This window comes from Cesiribacter sp. SM1, assembly GCF_020178975.1.
Lineage (GTDB): Bacteria > Bacteroidota > Bacteroidia > Cytophagales > Cyclobacteriaceae > Cesiribacter.
The window spans coordinates 401,825-423,620 of record NZ_JAHXBU010000092.1; the positions used below are offsets into that span (position 1 = coordinate 401,825).

22 protein-coding genes are annotated in these 21,796 nt (G+C 46.3%); 13 read left to right on the forward strand and 9 right to left on the reverse strand.

The features are described 5' to 3' along the window. Positions 1 to 100: 100 nt before the first annotated feature. From nirK to KWJ01_RS21445, 3 genes are read left to right on the forward strand one after another with little or no spacing between them, the layout of a single operon-like run. The gene (gene nirK / locus KWJ01_RS21435) at positions 101 to 1,585 is read left to right on the forward strand and encodes a copper-containing nitrite reductase (protein ID WP_224999162.1); all 1,485 of its coding nucleotides are present in this window, start codon (positions 101 to 103) and stop codon (positions 1,583 to 1,585) included. A 36-nt stretch (positions 1,586 to 1,621) separates the two neighbouring features. After that, entirely contained in the window at positions 1,622 to 2,404 is a 783-nt protein-coding gene (locus tag KWJ01_RS21440) for a formylglycine-generating enzyme family protein (RefSeq protein ID WP_224999163.1), read from the forward strand. Then, the gene (locus tag KWJ01_RS21445; RefSeq protein WP_224999164.1) at positions 2,401 to 3,090 is read left to right on the forward strand and encodes an SCO family protein; all 690 of its coding nucleotides are present in this window, start codon (positions 2,401 to 2,403) and stop codon (positions 3,088 to 3,090) included. Before KWJ01_RS21440 ends, KWJ01_RS21445 begins: the two co-directional genes overlap by 4 nt. A gap of 1 nt (position 3,091) precedes the next feature. Here the strand turns inward: KWJ01_RS21445 and KWJ01_RS21450 are convergent, their stop codons facing one another. Next, entirely contained in the window at positions 3,092 to 3,676 is a 585-nt protein-coding gene (locus KWJ01_RS21450) for an HPP family protein (RefSeq protein WP_224999165.1), read from the reverse strand. A gap of 60 nt (positions 3,677 to 3,736) precedes the next feature. Continuing rightward, positions 3,737 to 5,014 carry a chloride channel protein gene (locus tag KWJ01_RS21455; RefSeq protein WP_224999166.1) on the reverse strand — a complete coding sequence of 426 codons (1,278 nt, stop codon included), beginning with the start codon at positions 5,012 to 5,014 and terminating at the stop codon, positions 3,737 to 3,739. 214 nt (positions 5,015 to 5,228) lie between these two features. Between KWJ01_RS21455 and KWJ01_RS21460 the strand changes: the two genes are divergently transcribed. Further along, positions 5,229 to 6,287, forward strand: coding sequence for a COX15/CtaA family protein (locus KWJ01_RS21460; RefSeq protein ID WP_224999167.1), 1,059 nt, complete (start codon positions 5,229 to 5,231; stop codon positions 6,285 to 6,287). 160 nt (positions 6,288 to 6,447) lie between these two features. Next, positions 6,448 to 7,236, forward strand: a complete 789-nt coding sequence (locus KWJ01_RS21465) for a hypothetical protein (protein ID WP_224999168.1) — start codon at positions 6,448 to 6,450, stop codon at positions 7,234 to 7,236. Between the two features lie 212 nt (positions 7,237 to 7,448). Here KWJ01_RS21465 and KWJ01_RS21470 read toward each other — a convergent pair whose 3' ends face one another. After that, positions 7,449 to 7,868 (reverse strand): hypothetical protein, encoded by a 420-nt coding sequence (locus KWJ01_RS21470; protein ID WP_224999169.1) that lies wholly within the window; start codon positions 7,866 to 7,868, stop codon positions 7,449 to 7,451. A 484-nt stretch (positions 7,869 to 8,352) separates the two neighbouring features. Here KWJ01_RS21470 and KWJ01_RS21475 point away from each other — a divergent pair, with 484 nt between their 5' ends. The 6 genes from KWJ01_RS21475 to KWJ01_RS21500 all read left to right on the forward strand — a co-directional run bounded on the left by KWJ01_RS21475 (position 8,353) and on the right by KWJ01_RS21500 (position 14,068). Next, positions 8,353 to 8,799 (forward strand): PepSY-like domain-containing protein, encoded by a 447-nt coding sequence (locus tag KWJ01_RS21475; protein WP_224999170.1) that lies wholly within the window; start codon positions 8,353 to 8,355, stop codon positions 8,797 to 8,799. A gap of 166 nt (positions 8,800 to 8,965) precedes the next feature. Continuing rightward, positions 8,966 to 9,715, forward strand: a complete 750-nt coding sequence (locus KWJ01_RS21480; RefSeq protein ID WP_224999171.1) for a TVP38/TMEM64 family protein — start codon at positions 8,966 to 8,968, stop codon at positions 9,713 to 9,715. Between the two features lie 169 nt (positions 9,716 to 9,884). Further along, complete coding sequence (locus KWJ01_RS21485; protein ID WP_224999172.1) at positions 9,885 to 10,559, forward strand: response regulator transcription factor; 675 nt, start codon at positions 9,885 to 9,887, stop codon at positions 10,557 to 10,559. After that, entirely contained in the window at positions 10,559 to 11,833 is a 1,275-nt protein-coding gene (locus KWJ01_RS21490; RefSeq protein ID WP_224999173.1) for a HAMP domain-containing sensor histidine kinase, read from the forward strand. Before KWJ01_RS21485 ends, KWJ01_RS21490 begins: the two co-directional genes overlap by 1 nt. Before the next feature lie 97 nt (positions 11,834 to 11,930). Continuing rightward, positions 11,931 to 13,151: an SdiA-regulated domain-containing protein gene (locus tag KWJ01_RS21495; protein ID WP_224999174.1), complete on the forward strand. Its 1,221-nt coding sequence runs from the start codon at positions 11,931 to 11,933 to the stop codon at positions 13,149 to 13,151. A gap of 14 nt (positions 13,152 to 13,165) precedes the next feature. After that, the gene (locus KWJ01_RS21500; protein WP_224999175.1) at positions 13,166 to 14,068 is read left to right on the forward strand and encodes a phosphatase PAP2 family protein; all 903 of its coding nucleotides are present in this window, start codon (positions 13,166 to 13,168) and stop codon (positions 14,066 to 14,068) included. 109 nt (positions 14,069 to 14,177) lie between these two features. On the opposite strand, the gene KWJ01_RS21505 is transcribed toward KWJ01_RS21500, so the two are convergent. From KWJ01_RS21505 to KWJ01_RS21530, 6 genes are all read right to left on the reverse strand, one after another. After that, positions 14,178 to 14,510, reverse strand: a complete 333-nt coding sequence (locus KWJ01_RS21505) for a four-helix bundle copper-binding protein (RefSeq protein ID WP_224999176.1) — start codon at positions 14,508 to 14,510, stop codon at positions 14,178 to 14,180. 183 nt (positions 14,511 to 14,693) lie between these two features. Continuing rightward, positions 14,694 to 15,281 carry an AraC family transcriptional regulator gene (locus tag KWJ01_RS21510; protein ID WP_224999177.1) on the reverse strand — a complete coding sequence of 196 codons (588 nt, stop codon included), beginning with the start codon at positions 15,279 to 15,281 and terminating at the stop codon, positions 14,694 to 14,696. A gap of 522 nt (positions 15,282 to 15,803) precedes the next feature. Beyond that, the gene (locus KWJ01_RS21515) at positions 15,804 to 16,565 is read right to left on the reverse strand and encodes a LytTR family DNA-binding domain-containing protein (protein WP_224999178.1); all 762 of its coding nucleotides are present in this window, start codon (positions 16,563 to 16,565) and stop codon (positions 15,804 to 15,806) included. Positions 16,566 to 16,567: 2 nt separating this feature from the next. Next, positions 16,568 to 17,647: a sensor histidine kinase gene (locus tag KWJ01_RS21520; protein WP_224999179.1), complete on the reverse strand. Its 1,080-nt coding sequence runs from the start codon at positions 17,645 to 17,647 to the stop codon at positions 16,568 to 16,570. Positions 17,648 to 17,665: 18 nt separating this feature from the next. Further along, positions 17,666 to 18,691, reverse strand: coding sequence for a kelch repeat-containing protein (locus KWJ01_RS21525; protein ID WP_224999180.1), 1,026 nt, complete (start codon positions 18,689 to 18,691; stop codon positions 17,666 to 17,668). 5 nt (positions 18,692 to 18,696) lie between these two features. Beyond that, positions 18,697 to 20,001 carry a DUF4270 family protein gene (locus KWJ01_RS21530; protein WP_224999181.1) on the reverse strand — a complete coding sequence of 435 codons (1,305 nt, stop codon included), beginning with the start codon at positions 19,999 to 20,001 and terminating at the stop codon, positions 18,697 to 18,699. Here KWJ01_RS21530 and KWJ01_RS21535 point away from each other — a divergent pair. Further along, entirely contained in the window at positions 20,000 to 20,272 is a 273-nt protein-coding gene (locus KWJ01_RS21535; protein ID WP_224999182.1) for a hypothetical protein, read from the forward strand. The genes KWJ01_RS21530 and KWJ01_RS21535 overlap by 2 nt on opposite strands. A gap of 58 nt (positions 20,273 to 20,330) precedes the next feature. Next, positions 20,331 to 21,785, forward strand: coding sequence for a TolC family protein (locus KWJ01_RS21540; protein ID WP_224999183.1), 1,455 nt, complete (start codon positions 20,331 to 20,333; stop codon positions 21,783 to 21,785). Positions 21,786 to 21,796 lie beyond the last annotated feature (11 nt).

Sequence of the window (21,796 nt, forward strand, 5' to 3'; positions counted from 1 at the left end):
CCATGACATAAATCATGATGGAAGTTGCAGTTAAGTCATGTTGCTAGCAGCTGTTACTTCTGAAATTGCAGGAGATTAAGGTCTTTGATTATTGTTCTATATGACTAACTTCTCCCCTTTCCGCAATTTAGCTGTTATAGCACTGGCAGCCACTACATTATTAAGTGCCTGCAAAGACAACAGCAGTACAGAGCAGCAGGAGGCAATTCCTACAGTAGCGGCATCGCTGCCTGTGGGCGAGCTGCCTGTTATAGAAGCAGAGCTTACCGACCCGCCTAATGTGCCTGCCCCTATCACCAGAAAAAATGCAGCCAAAGTAGTAGTGAAACTGGAGGTAACTGAAGTGGTAAAGCGCCTGTCTGATGGCGTGGAATACACCTTCTGGACCTTTGGCGGTGTTGTTCCGGGCAAATTCATCAGGATCCGCGAAGGCGACCTAGTTGAATTTCACCTGATGAACCACCCCGACAGTAAAAACCCGCACAACATAGACCTCCATGCCGTGACCGGCCAGGGTGGTGGTGCAGCAGCTACTTTTACAGCCCCGGGACACGAAACTGTATTCTCCTTTACTGCGCTTAATCCTGGCTTATATGTTTACCACTGCGCTACAGCCCCAGTGGGCATGCACATTGCCAACGGTATGTACGGCCTTATTATGGTAGAGCCAAAAGAAGGGATGCCAAAAGTAGACAAAGAATACTACGTTATGCAGGGTGAGTTCTATACCAAAGGTGACTTTGGCGATAGTGGTCTGCAGCCATTCGATATGAACAAAGCCCTGGATGAAAACCCTCCCTATGTTGTTTTCAATGGTAGTGTAGGCGCACTTACCGGCGATAATTCCATCACTGCCAAAGCTGGCGATAATGTTCGTCTCTACATAGGCAATGGTGGCCCCAACCTGGTTTCTTCCTTCCACGTAATTGGCGAAATTTTCGATAAAGTTTATGTAGAAGGCGGTAAATCATTAAACGAGAACGTGCAGACAACTCTGGTACCTGCAGGAGGCTCTGCCATTACCGAATTCAAGGTAGATGTGCCTGGCACTTTCATCCTGGTAGACCACTCCATCTTCAGGGCATTTAATAAAGGTGCACTGGGTATGTTAAAGGTAGATGGTGAGGAAAACCTGCAGGTGTATTCCGGCCAGACCGAAGACAGGGTGTACCAGCCGGAAGGTAGCACCATTCAGGAAATGCCACTTGCCAAAGCCCCGGAAGCTGCAAAAGCAGCAAACAAAGCAGAACGCCTGGCAATGGGTAAAATGGTGTATACCGCCAACTGCCAGGCCTGCCACCAGTCTGAAGGACAGGGTATTGCAAAAGCATTTCCCCCACTGGCCAAGTCCGACTTCCTCAATGCAGACATAGACCGCTCCATACAGGTAGTGACGCATGGGCTGGAGGGTCCTATCAAGGTAAACGGACAGACCTACAACAGCACCATGCCCAAGCTTAAGCTTTCTGAAGAAGATGTGGCAAACGTAATGACCTATGTACTCAACAACTGGGGCAACAAAGGCGGCGAGGTTACACCTGATCAGGTAAAAACAGCCAAAGCAAAAGGAGAAGTTCATCTCTAAAAAAAAAGTGGTTCTGCATTCACATCAACAGCAATCATGGTAAAGGGCATTACACTGCTGATAGCAATAGTATGTGCAGCTCTATCGGCAGTGGCACAAGGGAGTAGTATGGCCGAAAGTGAAATGGTAAAAATAAAGGGGGGCACCTATATCCCCCTTTATGGAGATACTACTCCCGTTGCTGTTGGTGATTTCCTGCTGGATAAATACCCGGTTACCAATAAGGATTACCTGGCATTTCTGAAAGCATACCCAAAATGGCAGAAGGGAAATGTAAAGAAAATATTTGCCGACCCTAATTACCTGAAGCACTGGCAGGAGAACCTATCCTTCGATGGGGCTTACCTGCATAGTCCTGTTACCAATGTATCGTGGTTTGCTGCCAGGGCTTATTGCGAGTGCCAGGGCAAACAGCTGCCTACCATCGATATGTGGGAGTATGCCGGGCAGGCCAGTGAAACCAAGGCAAATGCCAGTAAGGATTATGCATTTTACCAGCGCATTCTGGACTGGTATGGAAAGCCTAATCCTGCAGTATTTCCGCCGGTTCAGGCTAGTTTTAGAAACTACTGGGGCCTCTATGGCATGCATGGGCTGGTTTGGGAATGGGTGCAGGATTTTAATGCCACCATGCTGGCTGGAGAATCCAGGGCGAACACCGGCATAGACCGCCAGCTTTTTTGTGCTGGTGGTTCTGCAGGGGTGCAGGATTCTAAAAACTATGTAGCCTTTATGCGTTATGCCTTTCGGTCCAGCCTTAAAGCAAATTACACCGTAGCAAACCTGGGCTTCAGGTGCGCCAAACCTATTGAAAAATGAAGTTACGATACCTGATTCCTGCACTGGCACTATCGGTGGCCTGCAGCGGAAACAAACACGAGATGCAGCACGAACATGCCCAACACCAGCATGTAAACACTGCAGAAGCCGGCTTACATGAGCATGGAGCACATGCCGCAGGTGAAGCAATGCTGGAGCCAAGCGATGCATCAATCTATAACCTGGATTCACGCTGGGTAAGCCACACAGGCGACAGCATAAACCTCCATACACTGCAGGGACGGGTGCAGTTGGTGGCCATGGTATATACCGCCTGTGAATATGCCTGCCCCCGCATTGTGGCCGATATGAAACGCATAGAAGAGGCTGTGGTGGATACCTGGGGGCACCAGGTAGGCTTTGTGCTGGTATCCATTGATCCAAAGCACGATACTCCTGAAAAGCTCCGGGAGTTTGCCCGGAAAAACGGGTTTAACCCACATCGCTGGCAGCTACTGCATGGTAGTGAGGGTAATATACTGGAGCTTGCTGCTTTACTTGGCGTACAGTATAAAAAGGTAGGCGAAAAGGATTTCAGCCATTCAAATGTAATAACTGTACTGGATGCTGCAGGAGAAATAAAGCACCAGCAGCTGGGGCTTGGAGTTAAGCCTGATGAAACCATTGCAGCTATCCAGCAACTGCTGATAAAGCAAATGGAGGGCCGTAGCCTGAAACATCACTGATCTAGTCTCTGTACCCCCGCTGCCAGATCTTATACCAGTTTTTATTTACAGGATAACTTCTGTGAGAGGTGATGTTGTTAAAAATAAGGGCCACCACCAGCAGAATAAGGGAGCCACAAAGCACCGGGCTGAACACATAAAAATAGCCCAGGCTCTTGATATGTGCTGAACCAATAATAGCGATCAATGCAGTGGCTCCTCCCGGCGGGTGCAGCGTTTTGGTTATCTGCATCAGCACGATTGACAGAGATACAGCCAGAGATGCCGCCAGCCACAGAGGATCAGGGAGCAGTTTGCTTATGGTCACTCCCACCAGGGCAGATATCACGTGGCCACCAATCAGGTTACGGGGTTGTGCCAGCGGGCTTTGAATCACACCGTAGATCAGTACACTGGAAGCCCCAAAAGAACCAATCAGAAACAGGTTATCATGTGTATCAAATGAGAGGCTCTGGGTAAAACCAATCAAGCCTATGCCTGCAAACGCACCAACAAAGGTCCAGAAGTGCTCCTTAAAATCGATCAGGGTTTCCTTGTAGAACACAAAGCGGGCAAGCTGTATATTTTTCCTGATTCGCTGTTTCATTCTGCTAACAAAGCCGCAAAAATATGATAAAGAATTGTGGATCAGAAATGGAGAGATAACTTAATGTGCTGAGCTGCTTTTAAGCTGCGAGGCAATAAGGGGCGTTTTTGGTGCCAGGAAAAAGCCTGTCAGGCTGGCAAACATAATAGGAATAATGCCATGAAAGCCCGTCATGGTACTTAACAGGATAATGGTACTGATGGGTGTTCTGGTAACACAGGCATTGATGGCCGCCATACAGCTAACCATTACCAGGCTGGCATTCAGTGCAGGGAAAAAATAAACAATGATCTGTCCCAGGCATGCCCCCAGAAAAAACAGAGGAATAATAAAGCCGCCCCGCCAGCCCGAGGTGGCAGACACACAAATGGTAACCAACTTCAAAAAGAAAATAACACAGAGAAAAGCTAAGCCGTAGTTTCCTTCTATCAGCGTAGTAATTTCATAATGACCAAAGAAACGGGTTAGTGGAAAAAAGCAGGCAATGGTCCCTATTATTAGCCCACCCAAGGTGGTTTTGATGTAAATCTTCCCTATTCTGGAGAAAAGCCTTTTTGAGAAGCGGAAGCTCACAATAAACAGCCAGCCTGCCAGAGCCCCGACAACGCCAACACCTGCCGCCAGGGTAAAATCAGTCGGACCTGTGTATACATACTCCTGAAAGAGCCAGGTAGGCTCATAGCCAATCTGTGTAAGCAGTATAAAGACCAGGTAGGCCGCACAACTTGAAACAAAGGCCGGAATAAGCGCCTGGTAAAACTCAACCATGTGCCGGTGGTGCAGGATCTCCAGCGCAAAGAAACCGGAGCCAAGCGGGGCGCCAAACAGGGCGGTAAAGCCCGAGGCCATGCCTGCTATGGTCAGGGAACGCAGATCTTCTCCCTTCAGGCGCAGTTTTCTGGCAAGCCAGGTACCTGTAGAACCAGTAACCTGTACCAGGGGTGCTTCCGGACCTATGCTGCTTCCCGCTGCAATGCCTATAAAAGAAGAAAGCAGCATGGAGGGGTTATTCTTAGGCTCCAGTCGCCCGCCTTTGAACCTGATGTTGTTTACGATCAGATCCATTTCTCCGGGATCGCCAATCCATTGAATAACCAGGCCCACAATAAGGCCTGCTCCTGTCATCAGCGGAATCAGTACCCAACCGCTTAACTCCATACTGTAGTGCAATACCCACTCCAGGGCTATCCAGTATACAGCGGCGATGGCACCTCCTATCAACCCAATCAGGAACCAGTACAGGAACTGCCTGCTTAGCAGAAAAGGATTGAGCTCAAGCTTTTCATATACTTTATTCCTTATTTCCAGGTACTGGCGTTTTTGTTTGTACTCCTTCATCAGATTTTATGCAAACGGCAAAGATAAGCTGCTGCATAAGGAACACCAACCATTCTCCTTTTTAACGCATGTGCCGCCCCTGCCCTGCCTAAAGCAGTTACAACGCCCTATCCCTGCACATTGCAAACAAACAATGAGAAAAATCATAGGCTGGCATGACTTAACTTCTGGCTCCGCTGCTGTTCTTTGAGTCAATTTGCATGTTTTTACAAAAATGCAAAGCTACACACAACCTAAACTGCTGAAAACCTGGCTGTGGTCGGGGATTATTCTTGTAACCCTGATGGTGGTTATAGGAGGTATTACACGCCTTACTGGCTCTGGTTTGTCTATGGTGGAGTGGAAACCGGTAACAGGCATTGTACCCCCCATGAATGAGCAGCAATGGCAGCAGGCATTTAATGATTACAAGCAATACCCGGAGTACCAGAAAATTAACTTCTCCCTTACCCTTGAGGATTTTAAAGGCATATTCTGGTGGGAATATACGCACCGACTGCTGGGCAGGCTTACCGGCCTTATTTTTCTGGTACCTTTCCTTTACTTCCTCCTTAGCAAGCAGCTGGCACCACCACTAGTGAAGCGGCTGCTGCTCATATTACTTTTAGGTGCCCTGCAGGGCATGATGGGATGGCTTATGGTAAAAAGCGGTCTTGCTGATATACCGCATGTAAGCCACTACCGGCTGGCAGCACATTTAAGCCTGGCACTGCTGCTGATTGCTGTACTGCTGTGGACCATCCAGGACCTGGGTCCAGCCAGGCCTTTACCCACTACAGCGGTACCCCGACTGCGGCAATTTCAGCTGGCGAAGGTATTAGTACTGCTTGTTTTTTGCCAGATTGTACTTGGGGCATTTGTGGCGGGTCTTAAAGCCGGCTTCTCCTACAACACTTTTCCGCTGATGGAGGAACAATTCTTCCCGCACAACCTTTACAACTCAGCTATAGACCTGTTTGAAAGCGGCCCTGTTGTTCAATTCATTCATCGCTGGTTTGCTTTTCTGGTGCTGGGCTTTGCTTTATTATTTGTAAACAGCAACAGGCAGGCAGGTGTACCTGCATCGCTAAAACAATCAGTCCGCTGGCTGCTCCTTGTTCTATTTTTACAAACAGCCTTGGGTATCTCAACCCTGCTGCTAAGGGTACCCCTGGTGCTGGGGGTACTGCATCAGCTGGTGGCTGTACTGCTATTTTCCCTTAGCATAAAAATCCTCTACCAGGCCAGCAGTACAAGACGTAGCGCCGCGACTACTACTCTCCCTTTAGCTTAAGCTGGTGCCATATTCCGGACAAAAAAGCTGTAAAAATTTAGTACCAACTATACCTCTACAGCTGTATTTATATTTATTTCCTATGATTTTCGCAACCCTTTGAAATTCAACCGTATAATAACTACAAAATATTTTTCAGCTAAACTTAATTTTTTTAACAATGAAAACTACAACAGAAACAAACAACCTGAAGCCCATTAATACTTTAGGGAGTTTCCTGGCAGCAGGTTTACTCATATTTGGTGCAGCTTCCTGTAACCAGGAAGGTGGCAACCAGGATGCAGTTGCAACTGAACAGGCTTATGAAGATGATCTGGAGGTGGAAAGCACACGCACCAACCAGCCAGTAAATAATACAGCAACAGACCAGTTTAACCAGTTCGACAGAAATACCGACCAGCAGTGGGATCGGGATGAATTCAACACTGGCATGACCCAATCGGGAACCTACAATGAGTGGGATACAGACCGTGACGGATCACTCAATGAAAATGAATATAACGAAGGCATGCGTAACTGGCAGAGCCAGAACATGAACAACCAGGGCACCAACACAGGTACCACCAGTGGTACAACAGACAATACTGGTACAACAGGTACTACTGGTACAACAGGTACTACTGGTACAACAGGTACTACTGATATGGGTACTTTCAATGACTGGGATACAAACCGTGATGGAAACATCAACCAGGATGAATTCAATCAGCGAAGCTTTGATGCCTGGGATACCGACCGCAGCGGTACATTAAGCAACGATGAATATAACAGGGGTATGGGTACCATGAGAACAGGTGCTGGAACCGGAGCTGGTACAGGCACTGGAACTGGTACAGGTACTGACAATACCGGAACTGGAAACACTGGTACAGGCACTGGAACTGGTACTGGTACAGGCACCGGAACAGGTACTAACAATACCGGAACCGGTACTGGTGGCGGACTTTAAACTGTACACCAGTTACTATACAAGTCTTTGATTATTATAATACCTAAATAAAAGCCTCCCTATGTTGATGATGCATAGGGAGGCTTCTTTTTGGTAAGGCTCAACTTATGACCCTCCTGGATGATTGGGCTGCCTGAATTGCTTTGATCTATGGGGCTTCAGGCCAAATGGTTGATTCTTATTTAAAATTGTGAAAGCCAGTAAAAATGTGCTTACACTAACACATCAGCAGCTACTTTTTGCTCCTCTATCCAACTTTTAGCACTGGCTTCATCTGTAAAGTTTCTTGTCTGCAGATTTTTGTGCTCCTCAACCTTATCATGGGCTTTTTGCATAGAAGCTTCTCCGAATACATTTTCAGGAACAATAAAGGCTATGTAATTCACGCCATTACGCTCCATCTGTGGAAACCACACATCTTTTACGTATTCTCCCCCACCGGATGGATACACCTTGATACCGGTAAGATCTATGATACATTTTTTAAGCTTATAGTACTCAACCATTTTAAACTCATATTTAAGCACCCTCACCAGGTCATCATATGAGATAAACCCACTTAACCGGGCATGGAGGCAGTTGAGCACTTTATCGTGGATCACACTTGCATTTTTTTCGATCAGGTCTTTCATGCTTTTATGTTTTCTATAATCAGAGCGTATTATCTGGGTGGGTTTTATTCAATGTCATCAAGCCTTTTCCCTAATAACTTCCCAGCAGCAGAGAAATTGTCAGTGAAGGGAACAGCACTATTTTATATTAAAGGCATCGTATATCTGAAATAAATAGCACAGGCTCTTATTGCTTTTATACAACTTAAAACTTGATTAGTATTAATAGTGCAAAGATATACTAATGGTATACCCTTAGAAAATCTATTAGCAACCAAACATTACTCTGGGAATAATTATACTAACCAGATATTCAAACCTTTTTTATAGCTGTTATACCCCTTGAGGAGCGTTTATTTTATTATTTAATTGAAATAGATACCAAATAATACATAAGGCTTAATATTTTATCAGTTTTCTGCCTTACTTCCCACCAAACTTCAGATTTAGAACAGATTCCCATCATAGGTTTGCCATAGATTTTAACTTAAAACAAAGCTTAACCATGATGAAATCAACAATTTATCTCCTGGCAGTACTCTCACTCTGCGCTTTCTCCTGCGAGGATGATCTGGCGCAAAAGGATGTACCGGAAGCTGTTCAGGCTGGTTTTTCAGCCGGGTTTCCCGAGGCAGCACGGGTGGAGTGGGAAAAAGCGGGCGAGCGCTATGAGGTGGAGTTTATCTTCAACAACCTGGAACACGAAGCAATACTCAGCACTGCCGGAGAGGTGCTTAAGTTCAAGCATGATGTGCAGGCTACGGATTTACCTGAAGCTGTAAAAAATTCCATTAGCCAGAACTACAGCGGCATGATGATATCAGACCCGGAAAAAGTGCAGCAGGGCAACCAGGAGTACTACCAGTTAGAGCTTGAAAAAGAAGAGCAGGAAATGCACCTGGTGTTTTCAACTGATGGGCAACAGCAGTCAGAGCCCACCTACTGGGACTAGTCTCACAGTTATCCTTCAAAAATCAGATTGTCCGGACTTGCTGGTTCCGGTCAATCTGATTTTTTAATCCTATCCAAATCTGCTTTAGCAAAAAGAAGAGACTGGTTTTACCATCATGCCACTGCTAATGCAATGCAGATAAACGAATCCTGTCTTTGTGACAAACATGCAAAAGCTTAAAAGCAGCAGTACAGGCAAAAAAAATGCCGGCTCCGGTAAAGAAAAATCAGCCAGCCAAAGCAGGTGGCCTCTCCTGGTTACTGTTCTTCTGATTGGATGCCTGATCGCATCTTATTTTATTTTCCCTTCCTTTCAGCGCTCCATAGACGAGGGCTGGCAGGTACTGACCAGTGGCAATGAAGAGCAGATATCTAAGTGGGTGAGTCAGTTTGGCATCTGGGGACCTGCATTTATTATACTGGCAATGGTTGCGCAGATGTTTCTGCTCGTTATTAATGTAGTGGCCCTGATGCTGGTTTCCATTATTGCGTATGGGCCGGTATGGGGCTCCTTACTGGCCATTACAGCTGTACTTGTAGCATCCAGCATTGGTTTTGTTATTGGCAGAAGTCTTGGAGAGGCTGGTGTTATCAAACTGATTGGTAAAAAAGCAGAGAAGAAGGTATCTGGCTTTATGGAGCGATATGGTGTGTGGGCAATCGTAATTGCCCGTTTGTCTCCTTTTCTCTCCAATGATGCCGTAAGCTTTGTGGCCGGCCTTGCCCGTATGAACTATTTTAAATTTATAGGAGCAACCCTGGCAGGCATTATACCGCTTACGCTCTTACTGGCCTGGATGGGAGAAAATAGTGAAAGACTGAAAAACGGTCTTATCTGGGTATCCGTTATCAGCTTAGCCATTTTTATAGGTTATGTTATTTATCAAAAGTACTTCAATAAAAAAAAGAGCTCCTAAACCATGTAAACAGAATTTTACTTAACTGGATGGCCGCTTAAAATATGGTTCAGCTATATTCTTCCCTGATGTGTGACAAAAATCAATTTTCAATCTAAAGGATTAGTATTGGGGTAAGGCCTTAGCTGCAGCCTGGTGTGAGGTTTAAAGAGCAGGTGAACTTAAGAAGATGAAGATATTAGTTATTGAAGACGAGCAGGACTTAAAAGAATCCATTGTAACCTATTTACAGCAGGTAGGCTACTTGTGTGAATCAGCAGAAAATTTTAGAGAAGCCAGGGATAAAATTGCCTTCTATGAGTATGCCTGCGTGCTGGCAGACCTTACCCTGCCCGGCGGCAATGGCCTTGAGCTGGTACGTATGCTAAAGGAAAACAATCCGGATACCGGCATCATCATTATATCCGCCAAAGATGCCCTGGATGATAAGATCACAGGTCTTGACCTTGGGGCAGACGATTACCTGACGAAGCCTTTCCACCTCTCTGAGCTGAACGCCCGGCTTAAATCTGTGATCAGGCGCAGAAACTTTCAGGGCATGAAGGTGCTGGAAGCCGGATCCATCAAGATTTTTCCTGATGCAGCAGAGGTAACCGTTGAGGAAAAAAAACTAACCCTCACCAAAAAAGAATACGACCTCCTGCTCTACCTGATCTCCAATAAAAACAGGGTTATCACCAAATATTCAATCGCGGAACATCTTTGGGGCGACCATGCAGAAAGCCTTGATTCGCTTGATTTTGTATATACCCACATGAAAAACCTGCGCCGCAAGCTGCTCGATGCAGGCGCAGAAGATTATATACAGACGGTTTATGGACTGGGATATAAATTCAGCTGCTGATGCGCGTACTAACCAAAACAAGCCTGTACTACCTGTTAGTCTCGGTAGTGGTTTTCCTGGTAGGCGGTACCAGCTTTTACTGGATTATGCAGCGCGAGATTTACGACGAGGTAGACGACCAGCTTTTTACAGATAAAGAAAACATCATTGAATTTATCAGGCAGCACAACCGCCTGCCCAGCGTAACCTCTGGCATATCAGAAGCTATAATTGTTAAAGAAGCCAGGCAGGTAACCCCTACCCTCGAGGAGCTGGCAGATACCCTTATTTACAGCAGCTACGACGAAGAATACGTTTACTTCAGGCGCCTGACCTTTACTACCTACCAGAATGGTAAACCTTATGAATACACCATCTTAAAGTCACTCACAGATTTTGAAGATTTGTTTGAAAGCACCATGCTTGCGATGGGCTGGATATTCCTGCTGCTGTTAATAGGTCTGGTGCTGATCAACTATTATATCAACAAAACCATCTGGCAGCCTTTTTATGATATTTTAAGCAAAATTAAGCGCTACAGCCTAAGCAAGTATACACCCCTGCAGCTAAAGCCCACCAGCACCAAAGAATTTCAGGAGCTCCGCGAGGTGCTGCTGGTGATGACAGATAAAATTTACCGTGATTACCTGAACCTGAAGGAATTCACCGAAAATGCATCGCACGAAATTCAAACGCCCCTGGCCATTGTAAACAACAAGCTGGAGCTTTTTATGCAGGCTGAAAACCTTAGCCCCCAGCAGGCCCGGATGCTTGAAGAGATGTATACCCCCCTGAACCGACTGGGGCGCCTGAACAAAGCCCTGATCCTGCTCACCCGCATTGAAAACCAGGAGTTTGCCGAACAGGAAAACCTACCCCTGCACCTACTGGTAGAGGAACAGCTGGAGCAACTGCAGGAGATGATTAACATGCATGGCATTGCCACCATAACCAAAGCACTGGAGCCTGTGTACATTAACGTTAACCGCGGGCTAGCGGAGATCCTTATTTCCAATCTACTGGTGAATGCTATCAGGCATAACCAGGCAGGGGGCAGTATAGACCTGTCTCTGAACGGGGAACGGCTTTGTATCAAAAATACAGGGGAGGCCAGGGCAGCATCCACAGAACAGTATTTCACCCGCTTTAAAAGTGGTAGTAATGTAGCAGACTCCCTTGGAATTGGCCTGGCGCTTGTTAAAAAAATCTGTGAACTCTATACTCTTAAGCCCTCCTATGAATATGCTGATGGCCAGCATATGCTATGTATTAATTTCCGGAGCAACCAAGCTTAGCCAAAACTTCAGAATTTCTTCAGAATGGGTGCGTATTCTTGATCAGTAAAAGCAATACAGTTTAGAGATGATGAAGTTGGCAATAATTTTTTTAACAATGCTGGGTATTAGCGGATGTGATAATCCGTGGGGCAATACCCAAATACCCGAGCCGGTAGAAGAGCGTTTCGTAAAAATGCACCCTACAGCAGAGCGGGTAGCCTGGCAGCTCCAAAATGGTAATTACCTGGTAGATTTTGAAATAAGCACTCGTGAACGAAGTGCCATGTTTAGTGCTGACGGGAGTTTACTGGCGTACAGCGAGGAAATTGACGAACAGTATTTGCCAGGCGCATCGCTTGATTATCTGCAACATAACTTTGGCGATGAGTCCATAGATGAAGTACATCGCGTACAGCAGGACCAGCAAACCTATTATAAAGTACAAATCAATAAAGACGAAGCAGAGGCCCTGCTGCTGTTTGATGAAAAAGGCAGTCTGCTGGAGGAGCAAAATGCTGTACAAACAGCCCTAATTTCGTCTCCCCCCAATGCTGCCAACCATACAGCCACTGCCCTGCCCAAGCCTGAAGCAAGGTGGGAGCTGCCTTCAGATCTGCGGGAGGTATCTGGAATTGCCCTGCTCGAAAGAGATGTGATTGCCTGTGTACAGGATGAAGATGGTATTATTTTCCTGTATGACCTGAATAAGCAAACCATAACGCGCAGGGTTAAGTTTGCCGAAGGTGGCGACTATGAAGGCATCGCCCTGGTAAACAATACTGCTTATGTGCTTCGCAGTGATGGCGCAATCTACGAGGTTTCTCCTCTAAGAGATGGTGAACCCAAAGCCATTCTTCATGAGTCAGTGCTGTCAAAAACCCATGATGCCGAAGGGCTGGGATACGACAAGGCAAACAACAGGCTGCTCATTGCTCCCAAAGGCTACGACGAAAGCCTTGGAGACTATCATGGCATTTATGCTTTCTCACTTGCTGATAAAAAAATGCAGAAAGAGCCGGTAATAAAAGTTTCAGTCACTCAGGAGAAGCTGCTATCTGCCGGTAAAAAGCAAAAGAACAAGTACAATGTTCTGCAACCTTCCTCCCTGGATTTCAATGGTGCTACAGGAGAGCTTTACCTGATGGATTCCAAAAACCACCTGCTGCTTACCATCAATATGCAGGGTGAGGTACAGAAGCTTATACACCTTGATGAAGAGCAGCTGCGGCAGCCGGAAGGCTTTAGCTTCAGCGATACCGGGGAGCTCTATATTTCCAGTGAGGGCAGCAAGAAGGAGCCTGGAGTAATTCTGAAGTTTTCCAAAGGTCTAAACTGATAGAAAGCACACAGATGAACATTTCACGCTCCAGGCATACTACCCTCATGAACATTTACAACATTCCGCTGCTTTGGCTTTTGCTTTGCCTGCACCTCCTGCTGTTGCCGGTATATGTTGCTGCCCAGGATCTGCCAGCAGTTGGTTATGCAGATTCTTCCCTGCAGCGTTGTGTGGTACGCCTTCCTAAAGTACCAGAGCTGCAGCTAAGGCTGCCCTCTTACATAACGCCACAGTTCATTAAAACATCGGCCTTGGCCGTTGCAGGAATAAGCATTTGGTCTGTAACCTATGAGCATCTGGATGAACCCGTGCGGGAGGCCAGCCTACGCTACAGACCCGATATAGCTACCCGTACTGCCGATCTGTTTGAACCACTGGGACGGCAGAAATACCTGGCCCCACTTGCAGGTTTAGCCATAGTGAGCGGAATTGCCGCCAGGGATGAAAAGCTCCGGCAGGCCGGCATTATATCCATGGGTAGTATATTAACAAATGCAGTGGTAACCCATAGCCTGAAGAGAGCCTTTCAACGGCACAGGCCCAGTGCAACAGATGACAACGACCTCTTCGACGGGCCACTGCAAAAAACTACAAACACTTCTTTTCCTTCCTCTCATACCTCAACCGCATTCACCGTGGCCACCTCCTTTGCTACAGTGTACCACCTTCATAAATACATCCCTCCCATCGCCTATGGTATTGCTTCACTGGTAGGCATATCCAGAATACAGCACAATGCACACTGGGCCACAGATGTACTGGCGGGAGCAGCTGTGGGTTATCTTAGCGCAAAAGGTGTAAGCTATCTGTACAAGATCACAAACGAGAAATTAAGCGCAAAAAAGGCCTCCTTTATCATGTTGCCCACCATGAGTCCTGATGCCATGGGCCTTAGCCTGTCGCTCACTTTCTGAACAGCTCCTGCCTGCCCCCTATTGCTCAAACCGGCTACTGTCAAACACAGCAAAAGCACTAACTCAGGGAGCCAGTGCTTTTGTTTATGTTCTGTTGTATTGTAAAGGATTAAGCACCCACACCGGCATAGCTACGGCATGCCTGTTCACATTCGCGGCAGGCGCGGGCACATTCCTGGCAATGATCGGTTTCATGCTTTGCACATTCATCTCCACAGGCTTTGCAAATCTCTGCACATTGCTGCAAAACTGCACCTGCATAAGCAGAGTGTGAGGCTACATAGCTGTGCGCCAGCATACAGATCTTGGCACAATCCCTGTCCAGGCGAATGCACTTCACCATCATTTTAATATTATCTTCATCCAGGCAGGCATCTGCACACATATCACAGGCAGCGGCACATTGTGCCAGTTTTTGAAGCAATTCTTTATCGTGAGCCATGATTAAAAAGTTTAGTTATAAAAAAAAATCATCTGAAGTTTTAAACGCTTAGATTGCCTTCAGGTTTATTAACAACTCCTGTAGGGAGCCCTACAGCGATACAAGATTTTGTTTTTGATGTATGAAAAAATGACACACCAGCTATAACCCTTTTTGCAAATGAGTACATACAAAGATTCTATGCTATACATTATCCAGGAATCTTCTCCTGGGCATTTTGTGCTCCTTGTAAGAGGATACTGATTCTCCTGTTACCATCTTAAATTGTGTTGACAGGTAATGCACACTGCTGTAGCCAAGTCTTGATGCTATCTGGCTTAAGCTGAGTTCGTCATAATCAATCAGCTCTTTTACTCTTTCTATTTTTTGCAGTACCAGGTATTTCTGCAGGGTACATTTTTTTACCCTGGAGTAAAGCCGGCTTAGCGTGCCGTAGCTCATTCCCATATTTCGGCTAAGATAGGCAGAAAGGGTATCCTGGTTCCCTTTTTCCAGCTCATGAATGTATTCAAGTATCTTGACCCTGATCTTTTCAAGAATGATTTCATCCTTTTCAACAATGTACTCAAAGCCTACCGCTTCCAGTTCACTGCAAATCCTGTCCATCTCCAGTACAGCTGGCTTTTTTATTTCTGCATATCCTAACTCTATATTAAGCACCTCCAGTCCCATTTTGCTAAGCCGGTCCTGTACAACCATGATACACCTGGGGCATACCATGTTCCTGATGTGTATGATAGTTTTATCTGATGCCTCTGTTACACAACTCATAGCTTTTCGATAGAAAAGAATAACTACGTATACCTGGTAAGTCTAAACCTTTATCCACTAGCTATAATAATAAGATTCAGGCCGCTTTGTTAAAACTACCAATTGATTAAGCCTGCATACCTGTATCACTGCCTGCTGATCATGCTGTATTTCCAGTTCATCAATGATGAATTCATAAATTTTCTAAATTTTGCTGATAGGTGTTTAGCTAATACTACAACGTCGGTTTGGCCAAAAGCTGCCTGTCTTGCTCTGAAGCTCGGGTGCTTTGCCGAATGTTGGTAGTGTAAAGAAAAGAGGTATTGCAGAAGCAGGAAAAAATAATGGCCCAGGCTAATGCAGTTATCGACGAACGCCCTGCTTTTACCGATGAAGCAATTTAACCCGGTTGATAGGCTTGTGGCATGCAGCAGCTAAACTTCTCCTGCAAATATCAGCAGGCTTAATAACTTTGAAGAACAGGCGCAGTTTGCCATTTTATATGGCTACAGAAAGGTTTCAGGATGGCTTCTGTATGCCTTTTTAAATCTTACCCTTTACCACTTTCTCGTAGAATAGTTCTTTGTAGTTTTCCCCTACTGGAAAGCTCTTTCCTTTCACCATTACCCGGTTGTTACGCATCGATTCTATCTTTTCAATGGAAACTATGTAGGAACGATGAATGCGAATGAATCCTTTCCCCTCCAGCATCTCTTCCATGGCTTTCATAGACTTAATGGTAAGTACAGCCCTGGCTTCATTGGTGTGGATTTTTACATAATCCTTGAAAGCCTCAATGTAAAACACCTCCTTCAGGTTGAGCTTCAGAATATTATGCTCTACCTTGATGAAGATAAACTCCTCTGAATTCTCTGCAGACGGTTGTGGCGCAGCAGGAGCAGCAGTGGCCGGTGCCGGAGCTATTGGCTGAGCAGCAGGCTTTGCTGCAGGCCTGGCTGTTTGTCTGTTGGCTTTGTTAACTGCTTTCAAAAATCTTTCAAAAGCATATGGCTTTAGCAGGTAGTCTACTGCATCAAGCTCAAACCCCTCAACTGCATACTGCTGGTATGCCGTAGTGAAAATGATGGCCGGTGGTTTGGAGAGTGACCTGATAAACTGCAGACCGGTGAGGTCTGGCATGTTAATATCCAGAAACACCAGTTCAATATCCTGCTGCTGTACCACCTCCAGTGCCTCGTAGGCACTGTCATAGGTGCCAATCAGCTGCAGAAAGGGTACTCTTTCAATATAACTTTTTATCAGTGCCAGTGCCAGGGGCTCATCATCAACGGCTATGCACCTCATGTTCAGCTAAGGTTTATGGTTAGTGCTACTTTGTATGCTTCCTCATTCCGCTCTACCTCCAGGGTATGCTTTTGAGGATACAATAACTGCAGGCGTTTATAGGTATTGGCCAGGCCAATACCAGAATCCTGTTTAGGATCACTCCTCAATCCAGGCTTTTGTGTTTGCTCAGGCAGACTGTTAGCAACTGCAAAATACATGTTTTGCTCCTTAACCAGAAGTTCAATTTGTATGAACGAATCCCTCTTGTAAGAAATACCGTGTATGAAGGCATTTTCAACGAAAGGCAGCAGCAACATGGGTTCTATCATAACCTGGTCTACCCCGCCTCCTACTTCAAAGTTTATACTTACATTTCGGGAAGCAGAAAACCTTAATTTTTGCAGTGATATAAAGTTTTCGATAAACTCCACTTCCTTCTTCAGACTGGTTTTTTCTACATTGGAATCATAGAGTACATAGCGCATCATATCCGACAACAAGAGAATTGCATTTTCGGTCTGATCTGATTTGGCTGCCGCCAGTGAGTAAATGTTATTAATGGTGTTAAACAGGAAATGTGGGTTAATCTGTGACTTCAGAAAAGCCAGTTCGGCAATCATCTTTTCTTTCTGGCCTTCTTCATACAACCTTTTTTCCTTTTCCTGGTCCAGTATAATTTCAAAGCTGCTGCCAAGGGCCAGTGCCATCAGGAAAGGAAAAAGGTGAAAAGGAAAAGCTGGCGGACGCCTTAGTGGTAATCTGCCACTCAACTGACTGCCCTCGCTAAGTTGCTGTGCCTGCACAGGAGGCAGAGGGGGCAGCACTTCACTTCTGATCGCTTTGTTTGCAACGTGTACAACAGCCATTATCACAACCACAGCCATTGCATACTTTAAATACTGCCCTTTCTTTAAGTAGCGCGGCACCAGGATAAAAACATTCAGTATATAAAATGGCAATACAACCAGGGAGGAGTAGAAAGCACTGTTCAGAAAAGGGCGGCTTTCACCTGGCTGATCAAAGAAGAATAATGGCGGTACAGTCATTACCGCCATTACAATCAGGTGAAAGATTATTTTAATGATGCGCTGCTTTTTCATAGCGGCAATGTATTGGGCTTAGTTGTTTTCATCATAGGTAAGGTCTGGCCTAAACTCCCAGATATCATCAAAGTAGGTGCTGCTGTTTCTGCCGGTGGTAATAAAGCCCCTGTCCATGATGGAGAAACCAACGGCATCCATTCTGCTGGCGCCCTCAAAGCTGGTCATTTCGTTCCAGGTGTCGTTAAGGGGATCATACTGCCAGGTAGTACTCACAATGGCATTGGTATAGCCGGTGGTAATATAGCCATAACTGCCAATGGTAAAGGCTACGGAACTTTCACGACCTACAGCGGTATAGGCATCGTCTTCATCCAGATCTGTTTTGGCAGTCCATGGAAATTCTTCTGAAGTTAGTTTGGCCGGATCGAACTCCCAGAAGTCGTACTGGTAAACACCATTGTTCGTTCCTGTACCTACATAAGCCTTGCCGGCAATTACAAATGCCACTGCATTTCTGCGCTTGGAGCCACCAAGGCTGGGCACCTGTGTCCAGGTGTCGATAATAGGATCGTACTGCCAGAAGTCTTTTGTATTGCTGCCATCATAGCCGGTGCCTACATAACCTTTGTCTGCAATACCAAAACCTACGGCACCTCTGCGGGCGGTTCCGCCAAAATCGGCTTTTTGAGTCCAGGTATTGGTGGCAGGATCATACTCCCAGAAATCGCTTAACTGGCCGGAGCCGTTTGAGCCTGTGCCTACATAGCCTTTATCGTTGATGGCAAAAGCAACGGCACTGCTACGGGCCTCTCCCGGAAAATCTGCCACTCTCACCCAGTAGTTAAGATCCAGGTTGTAATACCAGAAGTCCTGTAAGTACTCATCGGTACTGCCATTGTAACCTGTGCCTACAAATGCCTTATTGCCTATTACAAAGCTAACAGCATTAGAGCGTGTGTTTCCCTCAAAGTCCGACATCTCTGTCCAGTCGCCGGTAGTGCTGGTGGAATCAACTTCGGTACCACTTTCGCATGAGAACTGGAACATCAGGAGGAGTAACAGGCCAAACAGTTGAGTTTTTTGATTCAATGAAAATTTCATTTTGTTTAATTGTTTGTTTCGTAGTCGAGCAGGTATAGATCTAATATTGACTTATGCTGGTGTTGCTGGTTTCCAGCTTCTAAATGATTTACAGTACTGTACAGGCTGGTGGTAGGGAGGGTGAGCAGCAGCGCATTTTCATTTTCTCCCTCCAGTGCTTTTTGAGATTTGATAAAATCAGTAATCAGAATGCTATAGTAGGTATCATCTCCAAATTCTTTGTCCTCCACTTTTACCATGGAGGTTGCATACTCTCCGGTGATTCTGTTAAGCCCGTCTACCACGTATACAGTGAGTGTTTCCGGCAGCGGCATACTATTGCTGTAAGTACCACGGGGAATGCTAAGCCTTAGGTAAGCCTGTGAAAGCACATCGTTGGTTTGCAGCTCGTTTAGCTTTTGCAGGTAGGGAAAGTCCACCCGTATGCCCAATCCTACCCCACCCTGCAGATAGGCAGTATTAGCCGTTTCGCTTGCTGCTAAAGCTTCTTTTTGCTGCTGCAGTCCTGCCAGTGGCCCTCCCTCCCTATTGCTGCTGATCTGGCTGAAATGGAGCGATTCATCTATGGGAAACAACAGCTCCACCACCTCTCCATCTTCCTTATAGGTGAGGCGAAGCGTGCTAGCGGTTGTAAAGCGCACAAACGGACCACTGGTTTGCTGCCCGGGGCTAAGCAGGAAGCCTTTGTATTTTTCCAGAAAAGCAGCTTCAGTTTGAATAGTATCGTCTTTCGACTGCAGTAAGCCAAATAACTCCTCCCCCAGCCAGCCATCAAGCGGTATGTCTACATAGGCTTTCTGGTTGGGCTGCGGACTGAAGCTAAGGCTGCCAACTGTAGTGCTGGTATCTGCAAGATCCATTTGTGGCTGAAAGCTGCTGGTGTTGTAGAGATAGCCATCTGAATGCATGGCCGGAGCTTCTGCCAGCTGGTAAACATCCAGTGTAATGGTTTGGGTGGTATCATAATAGGAGTAGCCATCATAATACATGCGCAGGCTAAGCCCTTCGTAAGCTGCCCTGCTGCCGGGGTAGGTACTGATGCTTGCCAGATCGAGCTGGAAAAAGGCCGAGGCTGTAATCTTACCAAAAGCGCCGTCTTCATGATAGCCTACCAGCAGCTCTTCTGTGGTACTGGTGGGCAAAGAATCGAAGATAACAGTAGAGAGCTGAAGGCTCACGGTATCCATATAGTACAGGTTGAGCGGCTCCTTTACAATAAATTCCTCTCCCAGCTCACCCGACTCCTCGCAGGCTCCTATGCCGGCGCATATCAGTGCCAGCATCATTATTTTCTTTATGTACCGTTTCATGATGTTAGTTTGGCAGATGGGGCTCCTGCTGTTGATTGGTTATGCTGTTGCTTTTTTCAGCGCCCTTAAAACACTTAGCACAGGAGCAGTGAGCCCTGTTTTCTGGAGCAAAGCTGCCCTAAAGGAAGGGCTGCAAAAAATAATCTCTACCAACAGCTACTGTTTATCCACCAACCCCGCTTTTATGCCGACCAATGCCAGGTTTATCGATAAAATTGTGCGGGTGGTGCCCTTATACGGGTTCGTCGTCGAAAAGGGCAGGCTTGTCTAGTATCTTTTTCAGGGGTGCAGCACCCTGCTAGATTCGCAGAAAAGAAACAGAGAAACCTATGATGACGGAAGTAAAAATAATACTGGTCATTTGCCTTACATCCTTTACGCTTTTAAGCAGCATGGTTGCCTTTGCCCAGGAAGTAAAAGAAACCTGGAGCCTGGATGAATGTGTAGCTGTAGCCCTGCAGAATAACATAGAGCTGGAACAGAGCAAGCTCAGCAGCGAAACCTTGCTGATTAATGTAAAGGAACAGCAGGCGCAGCGGCTCCCCAGCCTGAATGGTGGTGCCAGCCTTGGCTCCAGCTGGGGGCGATCCATAGACCCCTACAGCAATGAGTATGTTAACCAGAACATACAAACCAGCAACTTCTCTCTGAATGCGGGTGTAACGCTTTTTAACGGCCTGCGCATCAGCAACACCATAGAACAAAGCAAGCTACAATACAAAGCAGGCAAGCTTGACCTGGAATCGCTTCAGCAGAACATCACCCTCAATACTGTAACGGCTTATATGCAGGTATTACTGGCCTATGAGCAGGAGGCGCTGGCCCGGTTCAACAGAATTGCAACAGAAGAACAGCTGCAGAAAACCAGGCGGCGCTTTGAAGCCGGGGCCATTGCTAAAACAGATGTATACCAGCTTGAGGCACAACTGGCCGATGATGCCGCCGCTGTGGTGGTCGCTGAGAACGCGCTGCGCATGGCTAAAATTAACCTTGCTCAGATTATGAATATCGGCTTTGAAAGATACATGGAAGTAGAAAAGCCAGCAGTAGTAGATGTGCCGCTTAACACCTACTCAGACCTTAGCCCGGCCACTTTATACGAGGCAGCCAGTAAAACACAGGTACAGCTGCAAAGTGCAAAGATAGGTAAAGAAGTGGCTGAGCTGGAAACACAGATTGCCAGCTCAAAATACTACCCCAGCCTTAGCCTTAATGGTAATTTATTGTCCGGATATTCCAGCGCACGAAAACTCTCTTACCTGCAGCTGGCAGACCAGACCACAGTAATAGGCTATGTACAGGGCAACATCAACCAGGCAGTGGTTGCTGCCAGCAATTACAGAACAGTTTATGGTGACTATGCTTTTAGGGACCAGCTGCAGGATAACCTTAGCCAGGCGGTATCACTATCCCTATCGGTACCCATCTACAACAACCGTAAGGCAAAAAGCAGTGTACAGCGTGCTTCCATTGGGGTACGCTCTGCAGAGCTGAACGAAGCAAAAGCCAAAAACGAATTGCGGCAGAAGGTAGAGCAACTGTATGCCGACTGGAGTGCTGCAGCCACTAACCTGCAGGCGCGTAAAGACCAGCTCTATTACCGTCAGGAGGCTTTCAGCAATATTGAGAAGCAGTACAACCTGGGCCTGGCAAACTCACTCGATTTATTAACAGCTAAAACCAGCCTGCAGCAGGCGCAGGCAGCCCTTCTGCAGGCCAGGTATCAGTACCTCTTCAACACCAAACTTATTGATTTTTATACCGGAAGAGCCATACAACTCTAACAGATCATATC